The 26,136-nt window shown below is 65.4% G+C and carries 26 protein-coding genes and 2 pseudogenes; 9 read left to right on the top strand and 19 right to left on the bottom strand.

What is annotated here, in order from left to right; translation table 11 throughout:
* The 6 genes from QT17_RS09325 to QT17_RS09300 all read right to left on the bottom strand — a co-directional run.
* Positions 1–840 (bottom strand): glycosyltransferase (locus tag QT17_RS09325; protein ID WP_039459401.1); only part of this gene is annotated, 840 nt, incomplete at its 3' end.
* Positions 841–852: 12 nt separating this feature from the next.
* Positions 853–1,923, bottom strand: coding sequence for a glycosyltransferase (locus QT17_RS09320; RefSeq protein ID WP_039459357.1), 1,071 nt, complete (start codon positions 1,921–1,923; stop codon positions 853–855).
* Positions 1,924–1,925: 2 nt separating this feature from the next.
* Entirely contained in the window at positions 1,926–3,290 is a 1,365-nt protein-coding gene (locus QT17_RS09315; protein ID WP_052155194.1) for an oligosaccharide flippase family protein, read from the bottom strand.
* A 72-nt stretch (positions 3,291–3,362) separates the two neighbouring features.
* Complete coding sequence (locus tag QT17_RS09310) at positions 3,363–4,307, bottom strand: UDP-glucuronic acid decarboxylase family protein (RefSeq protein ID WP_039459355.1); 945 nt, start codon at positions 4,305–4,307, stop codon at positions 3,363–3,365.
* Between the two features lie 25 nt (positions 4,308–4,332).
* On the bottom strand, positions 4,333–5,739 hold the full coding sequence (locus tag QT17_RS09305; protein WP_039459352.1) for a UDP-glucose/GDP-mannose dehydrogenase family protein: 1,407 nt from the start codon (positions 5,737–5,739) through the stop codon (positions 4,333–4,335).
* A complete protein-coding gene (locus QT17_RS09300; RefSeq protein ID WP_039459349.1) occupies positions 5,736–5,981 on the bottom strand; it encodes a hypothetical protein in 246 nt (81 codons plus the stop codon). The genes QT17_RS09305 and QT17_RS09300 overlap by 4 nt, the downstream gene beginning before the upstream one ends.
* 86 nt (positions 5,982–6,067) lie before the next feature.
* Between QT17_RS09300 and QT17_RS09295 the strand changes: the two genes are divergently transcribed.
* Both QT17_RS09295 and QT17_RS09290 read left to right on the top strand, forming a co-directional pair.
* Complete coding sequence (locus QT17_RS09295; protein WP_039459346.1) at positions 6,068–7,687, top strand: hypothetical protein; 1,620 nt, start codon at positions 6,068–6,070, stop codon at positions 7,685–7,687.
* 9 nt (positions 7,688–7,696) lie between these two features.
* Positions 7,697–8,383 carry a hypothetical protein gene (locus tag QT17_RS09290; RefSeq protein WP_039459344.1) on the top strand — a complete coding sequence of 229 codons (687 nt, stop codon included), beginning with the start codon at positions 7,697–7,699 and terminating at the stop codon, positions 8,381–8,383.
* Here the strand turns inward: QT17_RS09290 and QT17_RS09285 are convergent.
* The 3 genes from QT17_RS09285 to QT17_RS09280 are packed head-to-tail and all read right to left on the bottom strand — an operon-like array spanning position 8,380 to position 10,184.
* Positions 8,380–8,745 carry a hypothetical protein gene (locus QT17_RS09285; protein WP_369792384.1) on the bottom strand — a complete coding sequence of 122 codons (366 nt, stop codon included), beginning with the start codon at positions 8,743–8,745 and terminating at the stop codon, positions 8,380–8,382. The two genes, QT17_RS09290 and QT17_RS09285, sit on opposite strands and share 4 nt — an antisense overlap.
* 44 nt (positions 8,746–8,789) lie before the next feature.
* Positions 8,790–9,020, bottom strand: a complete 231-nt coding sequence (locus tag QT17_RS14475) for a hypothetical protein (protein ID WP_235283871.1) — start codon at positions 9,018–9,020, stop codon at positions 8,790–8,792.
* Positions 9,021–9,044: 24 nt separating this feature from the next.
* Positions 9,045–10,184 carry an O-antigen ligase family protein gene (locus QT17_RS09280; protein ID WP_235283870.1) on the bottom strand — a complete coding sequence of 380 codons (1,140 nt, stop codon included), beginning with the start codon at positions 10,182–10,184 and terminating at the stop codon, positions 9,045–9,047.
* A gap of 112 nt (positions 10,185–10,296) precedes the next feature.
* On the opposite strand from QT17_RS09280, the gene QT17_RS09275 reads away from it, so the two are divergent.
* The 3 genes from QT17_RS09275 (at position 10,297) to QT17_RS09265 (ending at position 13,473) form a co-directional block, all read left to right on the top strand.
* Positions 10,297–10,932 (top strand): hypothetical protein, encoded by a 636-nt coding sequence (locus QT17_RS09275; RefSeq protein ID WP_235283869.1) that lies wholly within the window; start codon positions 10,297–10,299, stop codon positions 10,930–10,932.
* A 2-nt stretch (positions 10,933–10,934) separates the two neighbouring features.
* Positions 10,935–12,038, top strand: coding sequence for an LptF/LptG family permease (locus QT17_RS09270; RefSeq protein WP_039459339.1), 1,104 nt, complete (start codon positions 10,935–10,937; stop codon positions 12,036–12,038).
* Positions 12,039–12,333: 295 nt separating this feature from the next.
* Positions 12,334–13,473 (top strand): transposase, encoded by a 1,140-nt coding sequence (locus QT17_RS09265; RefSeq protein ID WP_235283868.1) that lies wholly within the window; start codon positions 12,334–12,336, stop codon positions 13,471–13,473.
* Positions 13,474–13,498: 25 nt separating this feature from the next.
* Here the strand turns inward: QT17_RS09265 and QT17_RS09260 are convergent, their stop codons facing one another.
* From QT17_RS09260 to infC, 5 genes and pseudogenes are all read right to left on the bottom strand, one after another.
* The gene (locus tag QT17_RS09260) at positions 13,499–15,160 is read right to left on the bottom strand and encodes a glycerol-3-phosphate acyltransferase (RefSeq protein ID WP_039459336.1); all 1,662 of its coding nucleotides are present in this window, start codon (positions 15,158–15,160) and stop codon (positions 13,499–13,501) included.
* Positions 15,157–15,621: a small multi-drug export protein gene (locus QT17_RS09255; RefSeq protein WP_039459333.1), complete on the bottom strand. Its 465-nt coding sequence runs from the start codon at positions 15,619–15,621 to the stop codon at positions 15,157–15,159. Before QT17_RS09255 ends, QT17_RS09260 begins: the two co-directional genes overlap by 4 nt.
* 55 nt (positions 15,622–15,676) lie before the next feature.
* Positions 15,677–16,039, bottom strand: a complete 363-nt coding sequence (rplT, locus tag QT17_RS09250; protein ID WP_039459330.1) for a 50S ribosomal protein L20 — start codon at positions 16,037–16,039, stop codon at positions 15,677–15,679.
* A 12-nt stretch (positions 16,040–16,051) separates the two neighbouring features.
* Positions 16,052–16,249 (bottom strand): 50S ribosomal protein L35, encoded by a 198-nt coding sequence (gene rpmI / locus QT17_RS09245; RefSeq protein WP_039459327.1) that lies wholly within the window; start codon positions 16,247–16,249, stop codon positions 16,052–16,054.
* A 92-nt stretch (positions 16,250–16,341) separates the two neighbouring features.
* Positions 16,342–16,856 (bottom strand): annotated as a pseudogene (gene infC / locus QT17_RS09240) (translation initiation factor IF-3).
* A gap of 91 nt (positions 16,857–16,947) precedes the next feature.
* Between infC and QT17_RS09235 the strand changes: the two are divergent.
* Both QT17_RS09235 and QT17_RS09230 read left to right on the top strand, forming a co-directional pair.
* Positions 16,948–17,708, top strand: a pseudogene (locus QT17_RS09235) (enoyl-CoA hydratase/isomerase family protein).
* Positions 17,709–17,723: 15 nt separating this feature from the next.
* Positions 17,724–19,370, top strand: coding sequence for a glutamine--tRNA ligase/YqeY domain fusion protein (locus QT17_RS09230; RefSeq protein WP_039459324.1), 1,647 nt, complete (start codon positions 17,724–17,726; stop codon positions 19,368–19,370).
* On the opposite strand, the gene QT17_RS09225 is transcribed toward QT17_RS09230, so the two are convergent.
* Together QT17_RS09225 and QT17_RS09220 are read right to left on the bottom strand one after the other, a co-directional pair.
* Positions 19,367–19,795 carry a hypothetical protein gene (locus QT17_RS09225; protein WP_039459321.1) on the bottom strand — a complete coding sequence of 143 codons (429 nt, stop codon included), beginning with the start codon at positions 19,793–19,795 and terminating at the stop codon, positions 19,367–19,369. The two genes, QT17_RS09230 and QT17_RS09225, sit on opposite strands and share 4 nt — an antisense overlap.
* Complete coding sequence (locus tag QT17_RS09220) at positions 19,788–20,099, bottom strand: DUF3234 domain-containing protein (protein WP_039459317.1); 312 nt, start codon at positions 20,097–20,099, stop codon at positions 19,788–19,790. Before QT17_RS09220 ends, QT17_RS09225 begins: the two co-directional genes overlap by 8 nt.
* 17 nt (positions 20,100–20,116) lie before the next feature.
* Between QT17_RS09220 and QT17_RS09215 the strand changes: the two genes are divergently transcribed.
* Positions 20,117–20,824: a TlyA family RNA methyltransferase gene (locus QT17_RS09215; protein ID WP_039459314.1), complete on the top strand. Its 708-nt coding sequence runs from the start codon at positions 20,117–20,119 to the stop codon at positions 20,822–20,824.
* Here QT17_RS09215 and QT17_RS09210 read toward each other — a convergent pair.
* From QT17_RS09210 to QT17_RS09200, 3 genes are all read right to left on the bottom strand, one after another.
* The gene (locus QT17_RS09210) at positions 20,811–21,806 is read right to left on the bottom strand and encodes an aspartate-semialdehyde dehydrogenase (RefSeq protein ID WP_039459311.1); all 996 of its coding nucleotides are present in this window, start codon (positions 21,804–21,806) and stop codon (positions 20,811–20,813) included. The genes QT17_RS09215 and QT17_RS09210 overlap by 14 nt on opposite strands.
* Positions 21,803–22,042 carry a hypothetical protein gene (locus QT17_RS09205; RefSeq protein ID WP_039459308.1) on the bottom strand — a complete coding sequence of 80 codons (240 nt, stop codon included), beginning with the start codon at positions 22,040–22,042 and terminating at the stop codon, positions 21,803–21,805. Before QT17_RS09205 ends, QT17_RS09210 begins: the two co-directional genes overlap by 4 nt.
* Positions 22,043–22,211: 169 nt before the next feature.
* Entirely contained in the window at positions 22,212–23,732 is a 1,521-nt protein-coding gene (locus tag QT17_RS09200; RefSeq protein WP_039459389.1) for a glycine--tRNA ligase, read from the bottom strand.
* A 146-nt stretch (positions 23,733–23,878) separates the two neighbouring features.
* Here QT17_RS09200 and QT17_RS09195 point away from each other — a divergent pair, with 146 nt between their 5' ends.
* Positions 23,879–26,089 carry an ATP-dependent Clp protease ATP-binding subunit gene (locus tag QT17_RS09195; RefSeq protein ID WP_039459306.1) on the top strand — a complete coding sequence of 737 codons (2,211 nt, stop codon included), beginning with the start codon at positions 23,879–23,881 and terminating at the stop codon, positions 26,087–26,089.
* Positions 26,090–26,136 lie beyond the last annotated feature (47 nt).

Below are 26,136 nucleotides of genomic sequence, written 5' to 3'. Positions count from 1 at the left end.
CAAGGCCTCATACTGGGAAGACAGAACCAGGGCCGTAGCTTTCCGCATAAAAGGATACGGATTGGACACGAAACCCGGCAAGGCCACATCCTCCGATAGTCCAAGTTCCCTAACGAGAGCTTCCAAGAAACCCCTTTCCCGGCCTTCACCCAGGATAAGGAGGCGGCTTGATGCCCGCCTTCTCACCCGAGCAAAAGCCCGGAGCAACAAAGGGAAGTTTTTCTCCCTTGATAACCGCCCTACCCCCAGGAAAACGGGGGGTTGGCCCGGTTCAAACCAAGGATGCCGGAGATCCTCCTCGGCCTTTTGGAATAACTCCAGGCTCACTACAGGGTTATAAATGACCCGCACCTTATCCCGCGGAACCCGGAACGCCTCCACCAGCTCTTCGGCAAGCCCCTGGGAGACCGCCACCACCCCATGGGCTTTGGGATAAACCCAGCCCAGGAGTGCATGGGCAACGCGCCCTCTTAGAGGCATCCCACCTGACTGGCTTGCCCTTAACGCAACATGCTCCGCCACAAACACCCTGGTCGGAACCCGAGCCAGACCTTTAGCCCATAGGGCTATAAGATTGGCGTGAGTTAGGGCAGAAAACAGAGCTTGGGGCTTCTCTCTCCTTAGGTACGCTATAAGAGGAGGGAGAGAAAAGAGCACGCGGGGAGCCTTCAAATCCACCACCCTAACCCCGCTAGGAACACCCGCCAGGTAAGGCCCTTGGGCCCGTGCTAGGACCAGGTCCACTTGCGCCCCCCTTTCCTTGAGGCCTTGCGCCAGAAGGAGGCTAACCCTCTCAGCCCCGCCACCCTCGAGGGAAGGTAGGAAAAGCGCTATTCTCACCCCACTACCCCCTTAGGACTCGCTGGCCCCCAAAAACTTGGCAAGCCACCTGGGTCTGGTGGAAGGAAGTATGCCCCAAATCACCAGCTTTTTGGCAAGAAGGGGGGGCAAGAATCCTACAAGCAAGAACCAAGTGCTAAGCCTTATCCGGGAAAAGGAAGACGGCATGTACGGGTACACCAAGGAAGCATGGATGCCCTTTAGGGCCAGGGCCATGCGGCTTGGGGAAAGCCCCAAGGCTTTAAGAGCACCTGGGTCTAGTACGGAAAGGGCGATTTCGGTCTTAGCCGCAAAAGGAGTATACCTTGGGTGAAACGGCAAACCAAGGGAATGGGCTTCCTCCTCGAGGAGATTTCTTTTTTGGAGATCGACTTTCACCTGCTGAAGAAGCTTTCGCTTAGCTTCTTGCGTGTCCCATCCGCTTGTATGCCAAAAATTCTTCCCATGCACCCGGTAATACCCAAGCTCCTTATCGATGGACCTCACCTCCCCATGGAGGCCCGCCAAGATGAGCAGGTAGCTGTCCGCGGCTATCCGATACCCCCCTTCTGGCATGGGGAGAATCCTTTCCAAAAGCCAGCGGGAAAAGGCATTGCCGCTGGTGGGGGGAGAGGGGTAGTAGCGGAAACGCAAAAGGCTATCCCGAACGCTTCCCGAGGGCATTTCCCTTTCCCCCGGCCAGGTGGCTCCTAGGGGTTTAAGGTCCTCCGTGGCCAAACGGAGGCGCCACTGCACCTTGGAAAGTTCAGGCTTCCAAACGGCCACCACCTCTTCCACCGCGTTTGGGAACAATACGTCATCGGCATCCAGAAAAATCACCGGGTCCCCTTTTGAAACGGCAAACCCCACGTTGAAGGCCGAGGCCTGCCCCCCGTTCTCCTTGAAGACCGCCCGGACCCTCTCCCCATACTGGGCGATGACCTCCCGGGAGTCGTCGGTGGAGCCATCGTCCACCACGATCACCTCCACGTGAGGGTAGGTCTGGGCCAAGGCACTCTCTATGGCCTGTCCCACAAAACGTCCGTAGTTGTAATTGTTGATGACGATGCTGACCAAGGGACTGGTCTTTTCCTTATCCTCCATCCTTAACCTCCCAAAATCCGTCCTCCCCTTAGGCCGGACCAAAGGGAAGCGGATACTTCCCAAAGCCTCTTCCTACTCCGCGAAAGGGCCAAGGCCAGGAAGGGCAGGAGGGCCAAAGGTGCCATAAAGGGCCAAAATAGGGCCAGGCCCAGGGCGAAGGACCACGTTAAGGCTACGGAGTGGTCTAGGGGACCCACCGCCTTCACCGTCTCCCTATAGATCACAAAGTAGCTGCCCAGGGCCACCACCTCAGCCCAACCGTAGCCTAAGGGGCCTAGGGATGATCCCACCAAAAGCCAGGCAGTTCCGGCAAAGAGAAAGACATGCACCACGTGGAAGACCGTGACCTCAAAGTTCCTGCGGAGCACATAAAGGGCGGAGGAATGCATGTTAAAGATCGAGTTGAGGAGATACCCCAGGGCCACAAAGGGAAAAAGGGTTACCACCGGCATCCAAGCGGGCCCAAAGAGGACCGGGATCACCCATGGGCCGAGGAAGGAAAAGGCCAGGAGGGGTAGGCCCACCAGGAGCACCTGCACCTCAGCCGCCTCAGCTATGGCCTGGGCTAGCCTTCGCCTATCCCCCTGAAGCCTGGCAAAGGCGGGCATGGAAAGGCGCCAGGACACCCCTTTTATAAAGGCCAGGGTTTCCACCAGACGGATGGAAAGCTGCACCTGGCCTACCGCCTCCGCACCCAAATAGCGCCCCACGATGAGAGGATTCACCAGGCTGCGAAGCTGCCACACCCATAGGGAAGAGGAAAAACCGAGCCCATAGCGGAGCATGCTTTGGACCTCCTTAAGGTCCCAGCGCCACCGGAAGGGGATACGGGATAGCCACCACAGACCCAAGAAGGTGAAGATGGTTTGGCCCCAAAAGCCCAGGACAGGGGCCCACACCCCTAGCCCCCCGAGGGCAAGGGGCAAGGCCAGGAGGTAGTAGAGGACCTGCCCCAAAAGCTCCACCCTCGCCAGGCCCGCGTACTCCAAAGACCTTTCCAGGTAGGCCGTAAAGGGAAGGGAGAGGAGGGAAAAGGGTAGCCCCAGGAAGAGGGCCAAGGCCACGGGCATGAAGCCCTCTAGGCCCACCCACCTGCCCAAGAGGGGAAGGAGGAGGATGCCAAAGAGGGCTGTGGCGGTGCCGAGGAGGAGCATGAGGGAGAGGCCTTGCTGAAAGGGCCGAACCCCCTCCTCCCCTTCCCGGCGGACCAGGTAGGCCCCGATTCCCCACTGGCCTAGACCAAGCAGGTAGGTATATAACCCTAAGGAGGCGGCATAGAGGCCGTATTCCTTGGGGCCGAGAACCCTTAGGAGGAGCGCCGTGCCCAAAAGGCCAAAAAGAATCCCCAGGCCCTGGCGCAGGACCAAAACTTTCCCCCCCGGAGGACCTTTCCTCGAAGACCCTCCATAGCCTTTCCTTCCTCTTCCGCTTGGGCGGAGTTACGCATGGGGCGCGCGCAACACCTCCCGGAAATACTCAATGGTCCTCTGAAGCCCCTCCCGCACCGGAACCCTGGGTTCCCAACCCAGCAAGCGCCGAGCTAAGGTGATATCGGGGCGCCGCTGTTTGGGGTCGTCCTCGGGCAGGGGCCGGAAAACGATGGGGGAAGGACTCCCTGTGAGTTCCTTGACCAGATGGGCCAGCTCCAGCACCCGGTACTCCTCGGGGTTGCCCAGGTTCACGGGAAGAGGATAGTCCACCTCCATCAGGCGCCGAAATCCCTCCACCAGGTCGTCCACGTAGCAGAAGGAGCGGGTCTGGGTCCCATCCCCATACACCGTAATGGGCTCCCCCTTGAGAGCCTGGACGATAAAGCTAGACACCACCCGCCCGTCCTCCGGGTCCATGTAGGGACCATAGGTGTTGAAGATGCGGGCAATGCGCACGGGGAGCCCGTGCACCCGGTGGTAGGCCAGGGTCAGGGCCTCCGCATAGCGCTTGGACTCATCGTAGATGCTCCGAGGCCCGACGGGGTTCACGTTCCCCCAGTAGGTTTCCGGCTGGGGGTGAACCAGGGGGTCCCCATACACCTCGCTGGTAGAGGCCAGGAAGAAACTGGCCCCCTTGGCCAGGCTCAGGTCCAGGAGGTGCCGGGTCCCTTCGGCGTTCACCAGAAGGGTTTCCAGAGGAAGCCTGAGGTACCTGGGAGGCGAGGCTGGGGACGCCAGGTGCATCACCCAGTCCAGGGGAACTGCCACCTCCAGGGGTTGGCGGACATCCCCTTGAAGAAAGGCAAAACCGCGATAGCGGCGCAAGCGCTCCAGATTGCGCTGCTGCCCCGTGGAAAGGTTATCTACCCCCAGAACCTCATGCCCCTCCATCAACAGCCTTTCTGCCAGATGGCTTCCCAAAAAACCCGCTACACCCGTTATCAAAACCCGCATATCCGCCCTCGCTCGTAGAGCCGGTTTACCCGGTTCCGGGAATGCCTTCCTTATTCAGTACCCCCAAGCTGGGCACCCCAATCCCCAGGTATCGGTAACCCGCCGCCACAAGCCTATCCCGGTCTAGGTGGTTGCGGGCATCCACCACCAGGGGAGTCCTGAGAAGCCCCTTTAGGTGTTCCCAGGGCCACATGCGGTACTCCGGCCAGTCCGTGGCCAGTACCACGGCATCCGCCCCCCGGAGAAGCTCCTCAGGGGTTTGGGCATACTCCAGGAGCAAGCGCACCTCACGTTGAGCACGGGGGATGGCCACAGGATCATGAGCCCGCACGAAAGCCCCACGCCCTAGCAATAAGGCAGCCAGTTCCAGAGCCGGAGACTCCCGTAAATCGTCCGTATGGGGCTTAAACGCCAAACCCATCAGGGCAATGGTGCGCCCCTTAAGCGTCTTCAGTTCCCCCAAAAGTTTCTCCACCACCCGCTGCCGCTGAAGGACATTCACCTCCCGGGCCGCCTGCACCAAGGGCATGGGAATCCCATACTCCTTTCCCATAGCCACCAGAGCCGATGTATCTTTGGGAAAGCAACTTCCACCCCAGCCCAAGCCTGCCTGTAGAAAGCGGTGACCAATGCGGCTATCCAAACCTATTCCCCGGGCCACTTCCCGAATATCCGCCCCCACCCGCTCCGCCAAAGCGGCAAGCTCGTTGATAAAGCTGATCTTCATGGCCAAAAAGGCGTTGGCCCCGTATTTGATAAGCTCCGCCGAGGCCAGGTCGGTGCTGATGAAGGGCACCGCCCCCATCCGTTCGGGCCGGGAAAGAAACGGAGGGGGAGGAAAACTCTGCTCTAAAATGGGCTCGTACAGCTCCCTCAGTACCTCCAAAGCCCTCCTATCCTCAGCACCCACCACGATCCGGTCAGGATACAGACTGTCGTACACCGCCTGGCCCTCCCGGAGAAACTCGGGATTGGAGGCCACGGCGAAGGCCTTCGGTTCCTCCCTGTGAACCTCCCAATAGGCCCGACGCACCAGGGCTTCCACGTAGTTTCCGCTCCCCACGGGAACCGTGGACTTATTGACCACCACCGTGAACCCAGGGCCCAGGTGCCGCCCAATCCCTAAAGCAGCAGAACGCACCTGGGAAAGGTCCGGCGCCCCATCCTGCCCTGAGGGCGTACCCACCGCTATAAACACCACCTCCGCCCCCGGGATGGCCTCCTCGTAGCGGAAGGTAAAGGTCAACCGCTCCTGGGCCAACGCCATCAGCTCCCGCAAATGAGGTTCAAAAAAAGGAGGTTCTCCCAGCCTTAGCCCCTCCACCCGGGCCTGGTCCACGTCCAGCACCGTCACCCGGTGGCCCAGGTAGGCCAGAACCACCCCCGTGGTCAGCCCCACATACCCTGCCCCTACAACGGCCACGCGCTTCATGCGTATACCTCCCACATTCTTGGAAAGAGATCAAGGTTAACGTCTTGCCGCTTTTCCTTGTTGCTTATCCTCCCCGCCCGCCTGGGGTTCTGCTCCACGCCAATGACCTTAAACCCCACCTTGGCCTTCTCCACGGCAAAGGGAAGGCCCACGTACCCCAGGCCCACCACCCCCACCACCGCCTGCCGGGTGGCGATTTTCCGCTTAAGCTCTTCCACGGGGGAAGTTGTGGACTCCAGCATCACCCCTCCTCTCCTCCACGAAAAGGATACTACGCGCTCTACCCCCTCCTGGGTTTAAACCCCACCGCCATGTCTAAAATCTAACCATGCACCGGCTTACAGCGCTGGCGTTCCTTTTGGGCCTTACCCTGGCGAGCCCCTGTGGGCAAAGGCCCTACACCCTGGAAACCGAAGAGGGCCTCCTAGGGGGCCAGGAGATGAGCTACGACGGCGAGGTCCTGGTCTTTGAGGGCCAAGCCTGCCTGGAACGGGAAGGGCTCTACCTAGAAGCCTCTACCATCCGCTACCTAGAGGCCGAAGGGACGTTTCAAGGGGAGGAGCTTCAGGGGGAAATTGAGGGCTGGCGGCTAAGGGCCAAGGCCCTGGAGGGGAAGGAGCTTAAGGGGGTGGTCTTGGAACGGGGCCGGCTCAGGGTGGAGGCGGAAAGGGTGCGCCTCGAGGCCCCCACCCAGGCCCTGGGGGTCCTCCTCACCGCCCCCGCCTACCGGGTGCGGGCAGAGGAAGCCACCCTCACCCGGGAGGAGGCCAAGCTCAAGGGCCTCCTGGCCACCCCCTGCCCCTGCGGGGAGGACCTGCGCCTCCGCATGGAGGAGGCCACCTTCCTGGTGGCCACAGGAGAGCTCAAGGGGGAGGCTACCTTAGGGCTTTGGGGGCTGGAAGTGCCCTTGGGGGAGGCCACCGCCAACGCCAACCGGAGGCCGGAGCTATCAAGCCCCCTGATCCTCGGGGGGACGGACTCCGGGGGCTGGAGCGTGGGCCTGCAAGACTTCCCCCTCCCCCGGCCGGGGGAGGAGATCGGGCGCTGGGGGAGGCGGATCACCCTCCTGGCCACGGGCTTGGGCGTGGGCCAGGAGGCCCTGCGCTTAGGCTTCCGGGAAGACGAAATGAGAGTGGCCCTCCAGCTGGGCTACGCCCCCGGGGCCTCGGCCTGGGCAGGGGACCTCTTCTTGGGCTTTAGCCCCGACCCCCCGGACGCGGATACCCCCCGCCTCGAGGCCCGCTACACCCCCAGCCTCCGCCTGGAAAACCTCACCCTGAAACCCTTCCTGCGCTATGCGGAAACCGCAAGGAGCCAGGGCCCAAGCCTGGGCCTGGAGGGAAGCTACCGCTACGCCCACCAAGAAGGGCCTTTCGCCCTCAGCCTCAAGCCCGAGGCCCTCTTCGCCCTTTACCCCTTCACCGGGTACGGCCCCTACTTGGCGCTGGCTGGAGGCGTGGAGCTAGCTTACCGGGAAGGAGACCTGGCCCTGCGGGCGGCCTACGGGGGGCGCCTGGAGCCCCTTACCCCTACCCCCCCCTTCACCTGGGAGAACCGGGACGAGTTTCAGCGCCTCCAGCTGGAGGGGGTCTTAGGCCCCTGGGGGCTCGGCTACACCCTGGAAAACCCTCTGGGCCAGCGCCTGGACCGGCTGGAAGGACGCTACCAGGATAGCACCCTGGGCGCCTTTCGCCTGGCCTACGTGCGGGGAAGCCTGGAGGAGGTGCGCCTGGCCTACGCCATGCCCCAGCCAGAACGCGCCTGCTGCCAAGCCCTCTGGCTCGCCCCGGAGGTGGGCCTGAACCGGGAGGGCCTCACCCGCATGGGCCTCACCCTCCGCTACTACGACGGCTGCTTCGCCTACGAGGTGCGCTGGCAGAACACCCTAAAGGGCCAGTACAGCGAGGCCACGGGCCAAAGCCTCTCCTTTGGGCTAGCCCTGCGTTAAACTAAGGCCATGCCCGAGGTGGAGGGGCTAGGGGAAAGGCTGGAAAAGCTGGAGGGGGTGGTGGAGGCCACCATCCGGGTACTCCCTCCTTTGGTCCAAGACCTCTCCCGCCGCATAGATGCCCTGCGGGAGGAGGTTAAGGCCGAGCTCAGGGAGACCAAAGCTCACCTGGAAAAGCGCCTGGGAAGCCTGGAGGAACGCTTGGCCCATGTGGAAATCCGCCAAACCCGGCTGGAGGAACAGATAGAGGGGGTGGGGGCCAGGCTAGGAGGCCGTATCGGCCAAACCGAAGCCAAGCTGGAAGGCCAAATCCAGGAGCTCCGAAAAGAACTGGAGGGACGGATCCGCCAGGTAGGGGCCACGCTGGAAGGCCGAATCGGCCAGGTAGAAGCTAAGCTGGAAGGCCGAATCGGCCAGCTTGAAGCCCGACAAGCCCAGCTGGAAGAGCAAATACAAAGGGTAGAGGCCAGGTTAGGAAGCCGGATGGACCAGGTGGAGGCCAAGCTGGAAGCTCAGATTCAACAGTTCCGAAGTGAACTGGAGAGCCGGGTCCAGACCTTGGAGGGAAAGGTGGAAGCGGGGTTTTCGGCCATCCGGCACGCGGTCACGGTGGAGATCGGCCAAGCCTTCAACAAGGCCATGCTGGTCTTCACCGCCATCGGCGTGGTGTTGGCCTTGCTAACCCTTCTCCGCTAAGGCTCCACCCGCAAGGCCCTAAGGAAGAGGTTCCGGTCCTCAGGGGGCTGGTAGAGGTCGTTGGTAAAGGCCAGGGCCAGGGTGCCCCTCCCCGTGGTCCTCACCCAGACCTCCTTCACCCCGCTCACCTCCCCCTGCCAGAGCACCCGGCTTCCCTCCACCACCAGGGCGTTTGGCCCTTTCCCTTGGGCCAAGGTCCCCTCGAGGAGGAGCCCCACCCTAGCCTCCCGGCAAAGGGAGATTTCCAGGACGCCGTTGGACCAAAGCTCCCCCCTTTCCGGCAAGGGGCCGGGTACGCAGGCCTCCTGGCCCAGCGGCTTAAGGCCAAAGGCCTTAGGTAAGGCCCAAAGGGCCAAGCCCATCCCCAAGGCGAAGAGCAGGCCCCCCACCGCCAGCGCCAAGCCTCTCACCGCACCACCTCCCATTCCCAAGCGCAGAGGGGCCGCTGGGCCAGGCGGTGCTGGCGGAAGAGGAGCGCCCGCAAGCGGTAGCGGCCTGGGGGAAGGTCTTGGGGAAAGGAAAACCCCACCACCTCCTCCCCCTTCCACTCCCACCCCAGGCGCTGGCAGGCCTTCTCCCCGCAGAGCCACACCTGGACCCGGTAGCCCTCCGCTCCCCCAAAGCGCAAGAAACCCACCCCCTCCCCCGGGGGGATGGCGGCTTAGAGGAGGGCGGGAGGGGGGGGAGCGGGGCGGGTGGCCAGGTAGAGGAAGGGCAACGCCCAAACCAAGGCCACCCCCCCGGCCAGGGCCAGGGCGCGGGAAAGGGACACCCCCCGGGCCAGGGCCATCCCCCCCAGGAGGAAGAAGATCTCCCCCCGGAAGGGGCTAGGCACGCTGAAGGGGTTGTCGGTGACGCCCATGCCGATGAAGGCCAGGAGGAGGGAGAAGAGGAGCCCCTCCCCCCAGGCCCCGGCCAAAAAGCCCCCCACCAAGAGGAGGAGGCCCAAGGCACCGGGAAGGCCGCTTTCCCCCAGGGCCTGGAGGAGGTGGTTGTGGGCGAAGGTCCAAAGCCCGCCCCAGGGCCTGAGCCAGTCGGGGCAGGTGAGCCCCCGGGCCTCGAGGAGGGGGAAGAAGATGCACTCCCCAAAGAGGGTGCCCTTCAGGTAATCCCCCAGCACGTAAGGCCCCACCCCGGTCCAGGGATGGGCCTGGAAGACCTCGTAGGCCCGAAGCCAAAGCCCCTCCCGCCCCGAAAGGTGCAGCTGGAAAAAGCGCTCGGCAACGGGGGTGTCCAGGGAAGCGGCGGCGAAGAGCAAAAGGCCCATCAGCCCCAAAACCCAAACCCCCCGCCCCCGGTGAAGAAGGCCGCCGGCCCCGCCCAGGAGGAGGGCCAGCATCCCCCCCCGGCTTCCCGAAAGGAGGAGAACAGCGCCCCCCATGAGGCCTAGGAGGAGGCGCAGGGGCCAGGGGTAGCGCACGTAAAGGGCCAGAAGGACCCCCAGGGCCCCAATAAACCCCAGGCCCACAGGGCTGTGGAAGGGGTGGGACAAGCGCACCTCGCTGGCCTTGTCCCCGTAGGCCCAATAGCTGGCCAAGAAAGAGGAGGCGTAGAGGAGGAGAAAGCCCACCCCCAACGGGGCCAGGGCCTGGCCAGGCCTTCGCCCCTGGGCCAAGGCCACCCCAGCCCCCACCAGGCCCATGGCGTAGATCGCCCGCCCGAGGGCCAGGGGCAAGGCCAGGGGTTCGGGGGCGAACCCCGCCGGGAGGAGAAGGGAAAGGACATAAAGCGCCAACAGGGACAGGGCCCAGGGAGAAAGGCGCTTTAGCCAGGGGAGAAAAACGGGGGCCAAAAGGGCCAAGGGGGGAAGAGGGGAGCCAAGGCGAGGGCCCAGGGTAGCCAGCGCACGGGGGACACTATACGCCAAGGAAACCTTAAGACTTCCCTCAGGGGCGTGGGGTAAAGTACGGTTCATGATGGGCTACCGCCATCTGCTCCCGGCCTCGGCCTTCCTGCTGGCCTTCGCCCTAGCAGCCCGCTTCGCCGCCTTCAGCGTGGAGCCCTTCGGCCCCCAGCGGGTGAACCTGGACACCGGGGTCACCACCCTGCCCCAGGGGGGGATCCTCACGGACAACGAGAACGGCCTCCGGCTGAAAGGTAGCTACATCGAGTACAAGGAGGGGAGCTTCGTGCGGGCCCGGGGGGTGGAACTCGTCTCCCAAAAGGAGACCTTCCTGGCCCAATCTTTGGAGCACGACATCCCCAAGCAGGAAGCCCGCTTCACTGGCCTCACCTTCAGCAACCGGGACTTCAAAGGCCTCCGGGCGGACAGGGCCATGGCCCTCTTCGCCGAGGACGTGGTGGTGCTCAAGGGGAACGTGACAAGCGAAACGCCCAAGCTCCAGGCCGAAACCCTGGTGGTGGACCTCAAGAGCCAGGAAGCCTTAGCCCTGGGGGGCTTTACCTACCAGGAAAGCCGGGCCACCTTGCGCGGCCAAGGCCCTTCCGCCAGGCTCTACCTGCGCTTCGTAGGGGGTAAGGTCCAGGCCACCACCAAGGTCCCTGAGAACGCCCTTCGCTTGGCCCGGTACGCCGGACGCCTACCCTGACCATGACCCTATACCGCCATCTCTTTCGGGAAAGCCTTCCCGTTCTTCTCTTAGCCCTCCTCTTCCTCACTGCCGTCTACCTCTTCGGCTTCTTCTACGCCGGGGCCCGGTGGCTGGAGGGGGTGCCCCTTTTGAAGGTGGTGCGCTGGCTTGCCTACCACGTGCCGGGCGTGCTGGTGCAGGTCTTCCCCATCGCCCTCGTGGTCACCACGGTCCTGGTCTTCGGCCGGCTCTCCGCGGAAGGGGCCCAGTTCGCCCTCCTTTCCGGGGGCATCCCCCTTTGGCGGGCGGCCTGCCCTCCTCTGGGTGGGGGCCCTCTGAGCGGGGTGGGCCTTTACCTTCAGGAGTACCTGGTGCCCCACTACAACGAGCGGGTGCGCACCGCCTGGTGGGACGAGATCCACACCCAAGGGGCGGGGCTTTTCCGATTAAAGGGCCTACAGATCCCCATCGGCCAGGGCCGAAGCCTCTACTTCGAGGACTTCGACATGGCCCAGAAAAAGATGCTCCGGGTGCGCATCGTTTCCTTCCAGGGGGAGGAGGGCACCTTCCTCTTCGCCCAAAGGGGGAGCTGGGAGGACAAGGTCATCACCCTCGAGGGCTACCGCCTCTACCGCATCGACTTCGCCGAGGTGCCCCGGCTGGAAACCGCCCCTGACCTCCTGGCCCAGACCCGGAAGGTCTTCCGGGCGGTGAGCCAGGGAGGGGTGCTGGAGGTGGAGTCCGACCTCTCCCGGGCCCGGGCCATCGCCGACTACGCCGACACCTTCAGCTTCGGCCAGGACAGCCTCTCCGAGGCTTGGCGGAAACTGCGCGACCCTTTCTTGGCCCCTTTGGAGCGGTGGCGGGCCCGGCTGGAGTTCCACTCCAAGCTGGCCCTGCCCCTGGCCAACCTGATCCTGGTCCTCCTGGCGGCGGCCATGGCCTTAAGGTACGGGCGGAGCACGGGCCTGGCCCTGGGCCTCAGCGTGGTGCTGGCCCTGGGGTACTACGGGGCCTTCTTCCTGGGGCGCTCCCTGGCCGGCCTCGGGGCCCTGCCCCCGGAGCTTGGGGCCTGGGGGGCGAACCTCCTCTTTCTGGTTCTGGGGGTACGGGCCCTGCGCTAGGGCTACAGGGAAGGGGATGGTGTGGAAGGGGCTATAGTGCCCCGCATCTTCTTTGGGGCCCCTACCCCAAATGAACCGCAATGCGGGGGTACATGGACCCCTATCCCGCTAGCCCTTCGGGCTGAGCCACCAACCCCGCAGGGGTTGTATACTGGGAACAGAAATGGCCCAGCGGTGCCGCAACACCCTGGGCCCGGCATCACCTGGATAGGAGGCGACGCATATCGAGCATACCACCCACAAAAAAGCTTTTGTATACCGCCTGTACCCCACAAGAGCCCAGGAAGCCGCCCTGGTGCATATCCTGGACCTGACGAGGGAACTGTACAACGCCGCCCTGCAAGAGCGCCGTGAGGCCTGGAAAAAGGCCGGGAAGTCGGTCACGCTGTACGAGCAGATGCGGCTTTTGGGCGAGGTCAAGGCGGTGAGGCCGGAGTACCGGGAGGTGTACGCCCAGGTCTTGCAGGAGACCCTGAAGCGGCTTGACCGGGCTTTCCAGGGCTTCTTCTCCCGCGTAAAGCGGGGGGAGAAGGCGGGATACCCGCGCTTCCGGGGGCGGGGCTGGTGGGACAGCTTCACCTTCCCCCAGGTGTGGCGGAATGGGAACTGGGTCGGGCCGGGCAAGCCCCTGGGCAACGGCAAGGTCAAGATTCCGGGGGTGGGCCATGTGCGAATGAAGCAGCACCGCCCCCTGGAGGGGGTGCCCAAGACCTTCACCATCAAGCGCTCCGCCGGATGCTGGTACGCAGTGTATGTCTGCGAGGTGCAGGCCCAGCCCTTACCCCCGTCGGAGAAGGCGGTGGGCATAGACCTGGGACTTTCCCACTTTGTGGCGACCTCGGAGGGGGAGACCTTTGCCCCTCCCAGGGCGTACCGCAAGGCCGAGGCCAAACTGGCCCGCACCCAGCGGGCTCTATCCAGGAAAAGGCGCGGTTCCCACCGACACAGGAAGCTCAAAATGCGCCTGGCCCGGCAGCACCGCAAAGTAGCCAACCAGCGCAAGGACTTCCACCACAAGCTGGCCCGAAAACTGGTCAACCGATATGGAACCATCGTCCACGAAGACTTGAACACCTCCGGCCTGGCCCGCACCCGGTTATCCAAGGGCGTGCTGGATGCGGGCTGGTCGTCCTTCATCAGCATCCTCTCCGCCAAGGCTGAGAGCGCCGGGCGGAGAGTAGTGGCCGTAAAGCCACATCATACAAGCCAGATTTGCCCCGAATGCGGCAGCATCAAGAAGAAGGAACTGTCCGAGCGCATCCATTCTTGCGAGTGCGGGTGTGTGTTGGACAGGGACGTGGCTGCCGCGAAGGTCATTCTGGCGTTGGGCTTGGGTCAGCCCCGAAGGGGCTATCTTGCCGGAGCCTTCGGGAATGGGTACGGCATGGGCCGTCCCATGAGACCCGAGGTCACGGGCGTAGCCCGTATCTTGTAGCCCCGTTCTTAAGAACGGGGAGTCGTCACTCCACCACCCTAAACCCCAAGGCCTCGGCTCGCTCCACAAAGAACTGGATGTTCTCTGCCCGGATCTCCCCCCCAAGGCTTTTCCGGTCAAAGGCCTCCTCCGCCGCCAGGATCATGGTCTCCGCCAGGCAGGCGGGCACCTGGTCGGGAGCACCGAAGTGGAGGTCCAAGGTGGCCCTCGCCTCCCCGGGAAGCCGCACCACCCCCCCGGGGATCACCCGCACCCCCGGCACCTCCTTAACCGAGGGGTGGACGTCGGGGGGCACGCCCTCGTCGTAGATCCAGGCCCCGGGCTTCACGTGCTCCGGGTAGATGACGGGGTTGGGGTCGCTGGTGGCGGTGAAAACCAGGTCCGCCTCCCGGATGGCGGCGATCTCCGTAGTGGCCAGGATCTCGGGGGCCTCCCCTTTGCGCTCCAGGTTCTTCCGGAGGCTTTCCGCCGCCCGCTTGAGCCGCTCCAAGTCCCGCCCCACCAGGATGAGCCGCCCCACCAGGGGAGCGATCTGGCGGGCGATGCCGAAGGCCACCACCCCGTTCGCCCCCACCACCGCCGCCGTGGTCTTCCTTAGGTCCTTGCCCCCCTGGGCGAAGTGAGCCAGAAGGGCGGGGATGGCCGCCTTCACCGTGCCTGCGGTGTAGGCCCCGCCGTTCGTGACCTCGATGCCCGGCACCGCTTCCTGCACCGCCTTGCCCTTCTCCCCCACCACGCTCCAGAAGGCCCCGAGGCCCACCACCGTGGCTCCCAGCTCCTGGGCGAGCCTGGCCCCTTGGATGGCCCGCTTTACCGCCAGCTCCGGCTTCTCCTTGATCTGGTGGGGCAGCAGGGGGGCGGAGATGAGGTGGCAGAGCACCTCCCGCCCGTCCGCCGTCCGCACCCCCCGCACCTCCCCCACCTTCATGGGGCGGAAGCGCTCCGCCAGGCGCTCCACCCAGGCCTGCTTGAGGAGGCCCAGGCGCACCAAGGGCCTGGCCCAGCGGAAGCGGGGGCTTTGCCAGAAGTCCTCGAGGGTCAGGGGGTGGATGAGGAAGGCGCAGACCACCTGCCGCTCGGAGGGAAGGGGCAAGGGGCTTCCCAGCCTGGGCTCGGTGCCCTCCAGGATGCGCCCCAGGTTCTCCTTGTAACGCCAGAGGGCGAGGAGGAAAAGGAGGCCGGAAAGGAGCCTCTCGGGAAGACCGAACCCGCCCCAAAGGGCCACCCCCAAAAGGCCCAGGGGAAGCCCCAAAGCCCCCAAGGAGGCGTAGCCCGTGAGGGCGTAGAGGGCCAGGGCGAGGGCCACGGGCACCATCCCCAAGGCGGGGGGCAGGGGAAGCCCCGCCAAGACCCCCAGGAGCACCCCCGCCCCTTTGGCCCGGAGGGGCCAGGGGTTGCGGAGGAAGAGGGGGTAGAGGTGGCCCAGGTAGACCGCCACCCCCAGGGCCAAGAGCTCGGGGAGGCCTAGCCCCAAGGCCCGGCCCAGGAGGAGGGGGAGATAACCCTTAAGGAAGTCTAGGAGGAAGGCGAGGAGGGTAAGGCCAAGGCCCAGCCGCTTCAGGGCGCTCTCCAGGCCCAGGGTGTAGGGGCTTGCCGTGCGCAGGTCCACCCCCCGCCGCCGGGCCAGCCAATACCCCCCGGGCAAGGCTCCCACCGCGTAGGCTAAGGGCAACAACCAGAGCATCATCGCAGGTAGTTTAGCCCGGCCACCGCCCCCCCCGTGAGGAGGAAGACGATGAGGCCCGCCGCCAGCACCCCCAAGGAGATGGCAAGGAGGGCGTAGCGCCGCCTAAGCCCCAGCACCACGGCGAGGACCGCCCCGCTCCAGGCCCCGGTGCCGGGAAGGGGCACGGCCACGAAGAGGAAAAGGCCAAGGGCGCCGAGCCGTTGCACCTGCTCTTCCCCTTTGAGCCGCACCCGGGCCTCGAGGGCCTGCCAAAGCCGAGCAAAGAAGGGGTAGCGGGTGAAGAGGCCCACCGCCCAGGGCAAGAAGGCCAGGGCCAAGGGGGCCACCAAGAGGTTGCCGAAAAGGCTCAAGAAGAAGGCCTCCCAGGGGGAGAGGCCCAAGGCCACCCCCAGGGGGATGGCCCCCCTTAGCTCCGCCACGGGCAAGGCGGCCACCAGGACCACGTAAAGCTCAGGCGGCATGGTCAATAAAAGCGCCCCGCCAGGAAACCTCCCGCAGGGCGCCAAGGAACACGCCTTAGGCCGAAGCCCGGGCGGCCTTGGCCTTTTCCACCAGCTCGGCGAAGGCCTGGGGCTCCCGCACCGCCAGGTCGGCCAGGACCTTGCGGTCCAGCTCCACCCCCGCCTTCTTCAGGCCGTGGATAAAGGAGGAGTAGTTGAGCCCGTGCTGGCGGCAGGCGGCGTTGATCCGCACAATCCAAAGCTTGCGGAAATCCCGCTTCTTGCGCTTGCGGTGGGCGTAGGCGTAGTTCCCGGCGGCGAAGAGGGTTTCCCGGGCCTTACGCACGCTCTTGGAGCGGAGGCCCCAGTAGCCCTTGGCCAGCTTCAGGATCTTCTTGTGCTTCCTGCGACGGACAACACCGGTTTTGGCGCGCGGCATCCCCTACCCCCCTCACTCGTAAGGCAGAAGGAGCTTGATCCGCTCCGCCTCGGGCTTGGCCAGGGTGAACTTCCGCCCCTTTTGCCGGATGGTCTTCCCCGACTTGTGCCAGTTGAGGTGCCGCTTGCCGGTCCTCATGGCCACCACCTTGCCCGAAACGGTCACCTTCACCCGCTTCTTGGCGCCCTTATGGGTCTTCATCTTCGGCATGTTCTTCCTCCCGCCCTTGGGAAGCGCCCCTGGATGGGGTCTTGGGAGCTCCCCAAAAGCCATCCCACTATACCAGAGGGAGGGGCTTCGGTCTAGGCGGACACCTTGGCGGGCGCCAGGAGCATGTTCATATCCCGGCCCAGAAGCTCGGGCTTCATCTCCACCACGGCGAGGCCCTTCAGGTCCTCGGCCACGCGGTTCAAAAGCCTTTCCCCGAGCTCTGGGTAGCTCATCTCCCGCCCCCGGAACATGATGGTGACCTTGACCTTGTGCCCCTCCTCCAGGAAGCGCTTGATATGGTTGAGCTTGGTCTGATAGTCGTGGTCGTCAATCTTGACGCGGAACTTGATGGACTTGACCTCGGTGCGCTTGGCCTTTTTGCGGGCCTCTTTCTCCGCCACCTGCTGCTCGTAGCGCCACTTGGAATAGTCCATGATGCGGGCCACGGGGGGTCGGCGGTGGGGCCCACCAGAACCAGGTCCAGGTCCTGCTCCTGGGCCAGGCGCAAGGCCTCCCGGGTGTCCATGATGCCGAGCTGCTGCCCATCGGGTCCGATGACCCTCACCTGTTTGGCGCGGATGCGTTCGTTTACCAGGTACTCCTTTATCTACACCACCTCCTAGCCCGCAGGGCCTTGGCCTCTTCCTGTGCGGGCTAAGGGCAGTCTAGCAGGAAGCCTTCCCCACTACAATGGGGGCATGGTCCTGCTGGAGCGCGGGCGGGTCTACCGCCTGTACCTAAATGACCCCGAGCGGCGAAACCCCCTCTCCCCCGCCATGGTGGAAGGCCTCCTAGGGGCCTTGGACGAGGCGGAGGAAGACCCAGAGGCCAAGGCGGTGGTCCTCACGGGAAAGGGCAAGGCCTTTAGCGCCGGAGCGGACCTGGCCTTTTTGGAAAGGGTCACGGAGATGGGGGCGGAGGAAAACTACCGCCACTCCCTTTCCCTCATGCGCCTTTTCCACCGCCTTTACACCTTCCCCAAACCCACGGTGGCGGCGGTGAACGGCCCGGCGGTGGCGGGGGGGCGGGGCTCGCCACCGCCTGCGACCTGGTGGTCATGGAAGAGGGGGCCACGCTGGGCTACACCGAGGTCAAAATCGGCTTCGTGGCCGCCCTGGTCTCCGTGATCCTGGTGCGGGCCGTGGGGGAAAAGGTGGCCAAGGACCTCCTCCTCACGGGCCGACTCCTGGGGGCGGAGGAGGCCAAGGCCCTGGGGCTCGTGAACCGCATAAGCCCCCCCGGCAAGGCCCTGGAGGAGGCGGTGGCCCTGGCCGAGGAGGTGGCCCAAAACGCTCCCACTTCCTTGCGGCTCACCAAGGAGCTCCTCTTGGCCCTGCCGGGGATGGGCCTCGAGGACGGCTTCCGCCTCGCCGCCTTGGCCAACGCCTGGGTGCGGGAAACCGGGGACCTCAAGAAGGGCATCCGCGCCTTCTTTGAAAAGCGGAAGCCCCGTTTCTGACATAGACTGTGGGCTATGGGCCTTGTCCCCGAGTGCTTCATCACCGAGATCGTGGAGCGGGACCTTAAGGAGGGAAAGTACCCCAGGCTCCTCACCCGCTTTCCTCCCGAGCCCAACGGCTACCTGCACATCGGCCACGCCCGGAGCATCGTCCTAAACTTCGGCCTGGCCCTGGACTACGGCGGGGAGTGCAACCTCCGCTACGACGACACCAACCCGGAGACGGAAAAGGAGGAGTACGCCCGGGCCATTGAGGAGGACGTGCGCTGGCTCGGCTTCACCCCAAGTCGGGTCCTCTACGCCTCGGACTACTTTGAAAAGATGTACGAGTGCGCCCTCGTGCTCATCCAGGAGGGGAAGGCCTACGTGGACGACCTCCCCGAGGAGGAGATGAGCGCCCTCCGGGCCCAGGGCAAGCCTAGCCCCTACCGGGAGCGGAGCGTGGAGGAAAATCTGGACCTATTTGAAAGGATGCGCCGGGGGGAGTTCCCCACGGGAAGCCGGGTCCTAAGGGCCAAGATTGACCCCGCCCACCCCAACTTCAAGCTGCGGGACCCGGTGCTCTACCGCATCGTCCACGCTCCCCACTACCACGCCGGGGACCGGTGGGTCATCTACCCCATGTACGATTACGCCCACCCCTTGGAGGACTTCATTGAAGGGGTAAGCCACTCCCTTTGCACCCTGGAGTTTGAGAACAACCGGGCCATCTACGACTGGGTCATTGAAAACCTCAAGGGGAAGTGCGGCCTGCCCCTCGCCCCCAGGCCGCACCAGTACGAGTTCGCCCGGCTGGACCTGAGCCACACCGTGCTCTCCAAGCGCAAGCTCATCCGGCTGGTGGAGGGGGGGTACGTTTGGGGCTGGGACGACCCCAGGCTGCCCACCCTGAGGGCCTTGAGGCGGCGGGGGGTGCGGCCCGAGGCCATCCTCGAGTTCGTGCGGCGCACGGGGATTTCCCGCCACGAGGCCCTCATTGAGATGGAGCTCTTTGAGGAGGTGGTGCGGGACGACCTGAACCCCATCGCCCCCAGGGTCCTCGGGGTGCTGGAGCCCCTCAAGGTGGTCTTCACCAACTACGAGGGGGAGGAGTGGCTCCTCGCCCCCTATTGGCCCCGGGACATCGCCAAGGAGGGAACCCGCCCCCTGCCCTTCTCCCGGGAGATCTACATTGAGCGCACGGACTTCAGCCTAAACCCCCCTAAGGGCTGGAAGCGCTTCGCCCCGGGGCAGCGGGTGCGCCTCCGCCACGCCTACGTGATGGAGCTGGAGGACGTGGTGGAGGAGGGGGGCGAGGTGAAGCTCCTGAAGGCCCGCATCGTCCCCGGGACCTTGGGGGCGAACCCCGAGGAAGGCCCGAAGCCCAAGGGGGTGATCCACTGGGTCTCCGCCCGCCACGCCCTGCCCGTGGAGTTTCGGCTTTACAACCGCCTCTTCCTCACCAAGGACCCGGAGGAAGGGGGGGACTTCCTAAAGAACCTGAACCCCGAGGCCCTGGTGGTGAAGCGGGGTTTCCTTGAGCCCAGCGTGGCCCAAGACCCCAAGGACACCCGCTACCAACTGGAGCGCCTGGGCTACTTCTGGCAGGACCCCGTGGACTCGAGGCCCGGCGCCTTGGTGATGAACCGCATCGTCCCCCTCAAGGAGGGGTACAAGGCCTAAAGCCCCACGCTCAGGCCCACCGCCGCCCCCACCCCGAAGCCCTGGGTGGGGGCGAGGTAGTAGGTGGGGTGGATTTCCAGGTAAGCCCCGAGGAGGGGAAGGGGCAGGTTGAGCCAGGTGCCGAGGACCGCCCTGAGCCCCCCTTGGCCCCGCCCGTCCGGAGGGTAGCTCAGGGCGGGGCCCGTGCCGTAGAAGGCCCCGAGGCCCAGGTAGAGGTCCGTGAGGGGAAGCTTCAGGAGGAGGTCCGCCCCTCCCCCCAAGGCCTCGAGGCCCACCCCCCCATAAACCCGCCCCTCCGCCAAGAAGGGCACCAAAGCGAAGCGCACGCCCCCCTGCACCCCGAAGGGGCTACCCAGGCTCACCTCCGCCCGCTGCCCTAGCCCAAAGGCCAGAAGAACCCCCAATAGCGCCAACACCCTAACCACGCCGCACCTCCTCTAGTAGCTCCGCCACCTTCGCCACCTGCGCCCGGTGCACCCCGGGCCGGTAGTCCACCATCACCGCTTCCACCTGGAGCATCCCCAGGGCCCGGAGGAAGGCCTCCTTGAGCGCCCGGCTCTCCAAGGCGCTCACCCGCATGCCCAGCTGGGGGTGGTGGGCCAAGAAGGCCTCCGCCAGTTCCCGGCGCGTCCAGATGCCGGAAAGCCTCTGGCCCAAGGCCTCCACCACCAGGTGCTCCCCCGGCTCCCCTTCCAACACGTACCAGACCCCGGAAAGCTCCGGCTCCACGGGTAGATAATACCCCTGTGCGCCTGGACCGCTACCTGGTGGAAAGGGGCCTTGCGGAAAGCCGGGAAAAGGCCAAGGCCCTCATCGCCGAAGGAAAGGTGCGGGTGGAGGGCAAGGTGGTGCAAAGGCCCGCCTACCCCGTGCCGGAAGGGGCCCAGGTGGAGGTTCTGGAGGAGGCCCGCTACGTGAGCCGGGGCGCCTACAAGCTCCTGGGGGCCCTCGAGGCCTTCCCCCTGAACGTGGCGGGGAAGGTGGCGGCGGACCTGGGGGCGAGCACGGGGGGGTTCACCCAGGTGCTCCTGGAGCGGGGGGCGAAGCGGGTCTACGCCGTGGACGTGGGCAAGGGGCAACTCCACCCCACCCTGCGTCAGGACCCCCGGGTGGTGAGCCTGGAGGAGCAAGACGCCCGCACCCTCCACCTCCCCGAAGCCGTGGACCTCGTGGTCATGGACGTGTCCTTCATCTCCTCCACCCTTCTCCTGCCCAAGGTCTGGGATTTCCTCCGGCCCGGCGGGGAGGCCTTGGTCCTGGTGAAGCCCCAGTTTGAGCTCTGGCCCGGGGCCCACAAGGGGGTGGTGCGAAACCCCGCCCTAAGGCAAAGGGCCCTTTCGCGGGTGCGGCAAAGGGCGGCGGAACTGGGCTTCCAGGTGCTGGGAGAAAGGGAAAGCCCCCTCCCGGGCAAGGAGGGGAACCGGGAGGTGTGGCTTTGGCTCAGGCGCCCTTAAGCCACTCCTCGGCGATCTGCACGGCGTTAAGGGCCGCGCCCTTCAGGAGCTGGTCCCCCACCACGAAGAAGTCCAGGCCGTTCTCAAAGGCGAGGCTTTTCCGGATGCGCCCCACCTCCACGTCCCACTTGTGGCTGGCGGTGAGGGGCATGGGGTAGCGCTTGGCCGAGGGCTCGTCCACCACCTCCACCCCGGGGGCCTGCCGCAACACTTCCCGCGCCGCCTCGGGGCTTATGGGCTCGGCGAACTCCACGCTCACCGCCTCGGCGTGGGCCCTCAAGGTGGGCACCCGCACCGCGGTGGCGCTGATCTTGAGGGTGTCGTCCCCGAAGATTTTGTGGGTCTCCCACACCACCTTCATCTCCTCCCGGGTGTAGCCATTTTCCTGGAAGGCGTCAATGTGAGGGACCACGTTAAAGGGAAGGGGGTGGGCGAAGACCTCCGCCTGAGGCGCCTCCCCGTGGAGGAAGCGGTGGGTTTCCCTGAGGAGCTCCTCCATGCCCTTGGCCCCCGCCCCCGAGGCCGCCTGGTAGGTGGCCACGATGACCCGCTTGGCCCGGAAGGCCCGGTGCAGGGGCCAAAGGGCCATGGCCAGGATGGCGGTGGTGCAGTTGGGGTTAGCGATAATGCCCCGGTGGCGGAAGATGGCCTCCCGGTTCACCTCGGGCACCACCAGGGGCACCCAGGGCTCGTAGCGGAAGGCGCTGGAGTTGTCCACCACCAAGGCGCCCCCCTCCGCCCATAGGGGGGCCAGGGCCTTGGAAAGCGCCCCCCCGGCGCTGGCCAGGACCAGGTCCACGGGTAAGGGCCCCTCGGGCAGGGGCTCCACCAAGACCTCCTCCCCCCGGAAGGCCAGGCGCTTCCCGGCGGAGCGGGGGGAGGCGTAGAGCCTTAGCTCGCTTAGGGGAAAGTCGCGGGCCTCGAGGACCTTCAGGATCTCCTGCCCCACGGCCCCCGTGGCCCCCACCACCGCTACCCTCATCCTTCCTCCTCCAACTCCAACTCGTCCCACATCACCTTGGCATGGCCCCAGAGGTGGGCGAGACTCCGAAGCGCCTCCTCTTCTAAGGCCACCCTTTCCTCCCGAGGAGCCTCCTTCAGGCGGAGATACAAGGCCTTTAGGCGCTCCACCTCCTCAAAAAGCTCCTGCCAAAGGGGCTCGGGAAGCCCTAGGACCTTCTCAACCTCCGCATAAGCCGCCTTTGCTCGCCTTCCCATGCTCGGATCTCCTTCTCCCACTTCCCGATGAGACCCCAATCGGGGCTTGGTTTACCCAACTCTTCCTGGATCTTGCGCCGGTGCCTCAGGATCTGATACTCCAAGCCCGCCAAGCGTTTACGAAGCTGCTTGTTCTCTCCCACAAGGCGAGATGGCCTCAAGGCCCATCCTACCACCTAAGCTTCTCCCGCAAAAACCCCTCCAGCTCGTCCACGTGGAGCCGGATCTGCTCCATGGTGTCCCGGTCCCGCACCGTCACCGTGTCCTTGAGCTTGGTGGTGCCGTCCTTGCTCTGGCCGATGGTGTCGTAGTCCACGGTGATGGCGAAGGGGGTGCCCACCTCGTCGTGGCGGCGGTAGGCCTTGCCGATGTTGCCCGTGTCCTCGTAGAGGATGCGCCCAAGGCCCAGGGCCTGGAGCCTGCCCTTCAAGCGCTTGGCGTACTCGGTGATCTCGGGGCGGTTTTTCGCCAAGGGGATCACCGCCGCCTTGATGGGGGCGAGCTGGGGCTTGAGCCTGAGAACGATGCGCTCCTCCCCGCTCGGAAGCTCCTCCCGGGTGAAGGCCTCGGAAAGGAGGGCCAAGACCCCCCGGTCCACCCCAGCGGAGGGCTCTATCACGTAGGGGACGAACCACTTCCCCGTGTCGGGGTCGCGGTAGGCCAGGCGCTGGGTGGAGTGCTCGTTCCTGAGGACCTTGGCGCTGACGCCGAGCTCGTCTTGGTCCTTGGTGTGGCTGCCCAGGTCAAAGTCCGTGCGGTTGGCGATGCCCTCCAGTTCCTCGAGGCCGTGGGGGAAGCGGTAGAGGAGGTCCACGGTGGCCTTGGCGTAGTGGGCGAGTTCCTCCGGGGGTTGCTGGTACGGCACCAGGTTCTCCCGGCTCAGGCCCATCTCCTGCCACCACTTAAGCCGCTCCTCCACCCAGTAGCGGTGCCAGTACTCGTCCTCCCCCGGGCGCACGAAGTACTCAATCTCCATCTGCTCAAACTCCCGCACCCGGAAGATGAAGTTCCGGGGGGTGATCTCGTTGCGGAAGGCCTTGCCGATCTGGGCGATGCCGAAGGGGAGCTTGCGGCTGGTGGCGTCCAGGACGTTTTTGAAGTTGATGAAGATGCCCTGGGCCGTCTCCGGACGCAGGTAGGCGAGGGCCGCCTCCTCCTCCACCGGGCCCACGTAGGTCTTGAACATCATGTTGAAGTAGCGGGGCGGGGTCCAGTCCCCGGGCTCCCCCGTGGCCGGGTCCAGCACCCCGGCGGCGGTCATGGCCCCCCCGGCCCGCTCGGGGCTTTGCATCATGGCCTGGACCAGGGCGTGCAGGTTCCCCTCCTCCACCTCCATGGCCCGGAAAAGCCGCCCCAAAACCTCCTCCGGCTGGTCCTTGAGGAGGTGGTCCAGGCGGTAGCGCTTCTTGCTCAGGCGGTTGTCCACCATGGGGTCAGCGAAGGTGGCCTCGTGGCCCGAGTAGTGGAGGACCAGGCGGTGGGTGAGGATGCTGGCATCCAGCCCCTCCATGTCATCCCGCTCGTAAACGTTCCTCCGCCACCAGGCCTGCTTCAGGTTGTTCTTGAGCTCCACCCCCAAAGGACCGTAGTCGTAGGTCCCCTGGAGGCCCCCGTAGATCTCGGAGCCCTGAAAGATAAACCCCCTGCGTTTGCAAAGCGCCACCAGTTCGTCAAGGGTGCTTGCCGGCATCGTTCCTCCCCAAGGGGGCCAAAGCCCCCGGTTAAAGGGCATATTACAGGACAGGGGAAGCGCCACGCCCAAAGCCCTTTAAGGTGAGCGGGGGCGCAAACCCCCAAAGGGGCGGGGCTTAGGCTAGAATACGGGTAGAGGGGAGCATGAACAGGTACGACGATCGCGCCAGGCTGGTCTTTCACTACGCAAGGGAGGAGGGGAGCCGCTTAGGCCACTCCATGATCGGCCCAGAGCACCTCCTCCTGGGCCTGATGCGCGAGGGGGGTACGGCGGCCCGCATCCTCCAGGAGTACGGGGCGAGCCTCGAGGCCATGCGCCGCATGGTGGAGGAGCTGGTGGGCCGGGGTGAGGGGAGCCGCACCGGGGAGCCCCCCGCCATCACCCCCAGGGCGAGGCGGGTCATGGAGCTGGCCAGCGCCGAGGCCCGCAACATGGGCGCCTCCGTCATCGGCACGGAGCACATCCTCCTGGGCATCATCCGCGAGGGGGACGGGATCGCCTACCGCATCCTCTCCCACTTCGCCAAGGACGTGGATGCCATCCGCTGGCGGGTCCTTTCCATGGCCGAGGGCCGGGAGCGGGAGAAACCCGTGAACACCCCCTTCCTGGACGAGTACGGCCGCGACCTCACCAAGGAGGCCCGGGAGGGGAAGCTGGACCCCGTCATCGGCCGGCAGGAGGAGATCAATCGGGTCATCCAGATCCTGGCCCGGCGCACCAAGAACAACCCCGTCCTCATCGGCGACCCGGGGGTGGGCAAGACCGCCATCGTGGAGGGCCTGGCCCAGGCCATCGTGGAAGGCCGGGTCCCCCCCATCCTGCGGGGGGCGCGGGTGGTGGCCATTGACCTCGCCGGGGTGGTGGCGGGCACCAAGTACCGGGGCGAGTTTGAGGAACGCCTGCGCCAGATCATTGAGGAGCTCAAAAACGCCAAGGTCATCGCCTTCATTGACGAGCTCCACACCCTCATCGGGGCCGGGGGGGCCGAGGGGACGTTGGACGCCGCCAACATCCTGAAGCCCGCCTTGGCCCGGGGCGAAATCCAGGTGATCGGGGCCACCACCACCGGGGAGTACCACCGCTACATTGAGAAGGACGCCGCCTTAGAGAGGCGCTTCCAGCCCGTGATCGTCCTGGAGCCCTCCCCGGAGGAAACCCTGGAGATCTTGAAGGGCCTCCGGCCCCGCTACGAGGCCCACCACGGGGTCATCATCCCCGACGAAATCCTGGAGCTTTCGGTCAAAATCGGCATCCGCTCGCTTCCCGGGCGCAACTTCCCCGACAAGGCCATAGACCTCATTGACGAGGCGGCAAGTCGGGTGCGCCTCAACGCCTCCTTGGGCCTCCCCGTGGCCGAGGAGGAAGACGGCACCCCCGTGGTCACCCGGGAGGACATCGAGGCGGTGGTGGACTCCTGGGGCGGGGTTTACGTGGACGACAAGGACGACGAAAAACTCATGCGCCTGGAGGAGGAACTCAGGAAGCGGGTGGTGGGCCAGGAGGAGGCCATCCGCGCCCTGGCAAGCGCCCTGCGCCGGGCCCGGGTGGGCCTGGGGGGCCGGACCCGGGTGGCGGCGAGCTTCCTCTTCGTGGGGCAAAGCGGCGTGGGTAAGACGCAGCTGGCCAAGGCGTTGGCGGAGGTGCTCTTCGGCTCGGAGCGGGCCCTCATCCGCTTTGACATGTCCGAGTTCCAGGAGCCCCACTCCATCTCCAAGCTCATCGGGGCCCCGCCCGGCTACGTGGGCTACGAGCAAGGGGGCCGCCTCACGGAGGCGGTGCGCCGTCAACCCTTTAGCGTGGTCCTCCTGGACGAGATAGAAAAGGCCCACCCCGACATCTACAACACCTTCCTCCAGGTTCTGGACGAGGGCCGCCTCACGGACGGCATGGGGCGCACCGTGGACTTCCGGCGGGTGATCCTCATCATGACCTCCAACACCGGCTACAACGTGGGCCCGGCCATCGGCTTCACCGGCAAGGAGGTGGACACCGAGTCCCCCTTGAAGGCCCTCTTCACCCCCGAGTTCCTGGACCGCCTAGACGAGGTGATCCGCTTCCGCCCCCTCACGGAGGAGGAGCTGGTCCAGGTCGCCCGGATGATGCTGGAGGACATCCAGAAGGAGCTGAAGGGCCGCGACATAGAGGTGGCCTTCGCCCCGGAAGTGGCCCGCTTCGTGGTGGAGCAGGCCCCCAAGACGGGAAGCGCCCGGGCCATCCGCGGGGTGATCCGGGAGCGCATAGAAGACCCCCTCTCCCTGGCCCTCCTCAAGAAGCCCACGGGAAGGCTGTACGTGAGCGTGGAGGAGGGACGGCTGGCCTTCCACGAGGTGGAGGGCGAGGAGCTTTTGGTCTAGATGGCGAGCGCCGGGGGGGAAGGGGTTTAAAGGCCCTTCCCCCTCCT

Source organism: Thermus sp. 2.9 (assembly GCF_000794385.1).
In the GTDB taxonomy this organism is placed as follows: Bacteria; Deinococcota; Deinococci; order Deinococcales; family Thermaceae; genus Thermus; species Thermus thalpophilus.
Note: the sequence above shows the minus strand (reverse complement) of the source record. Positions and strands in the feature narration are given on the sequence as shown.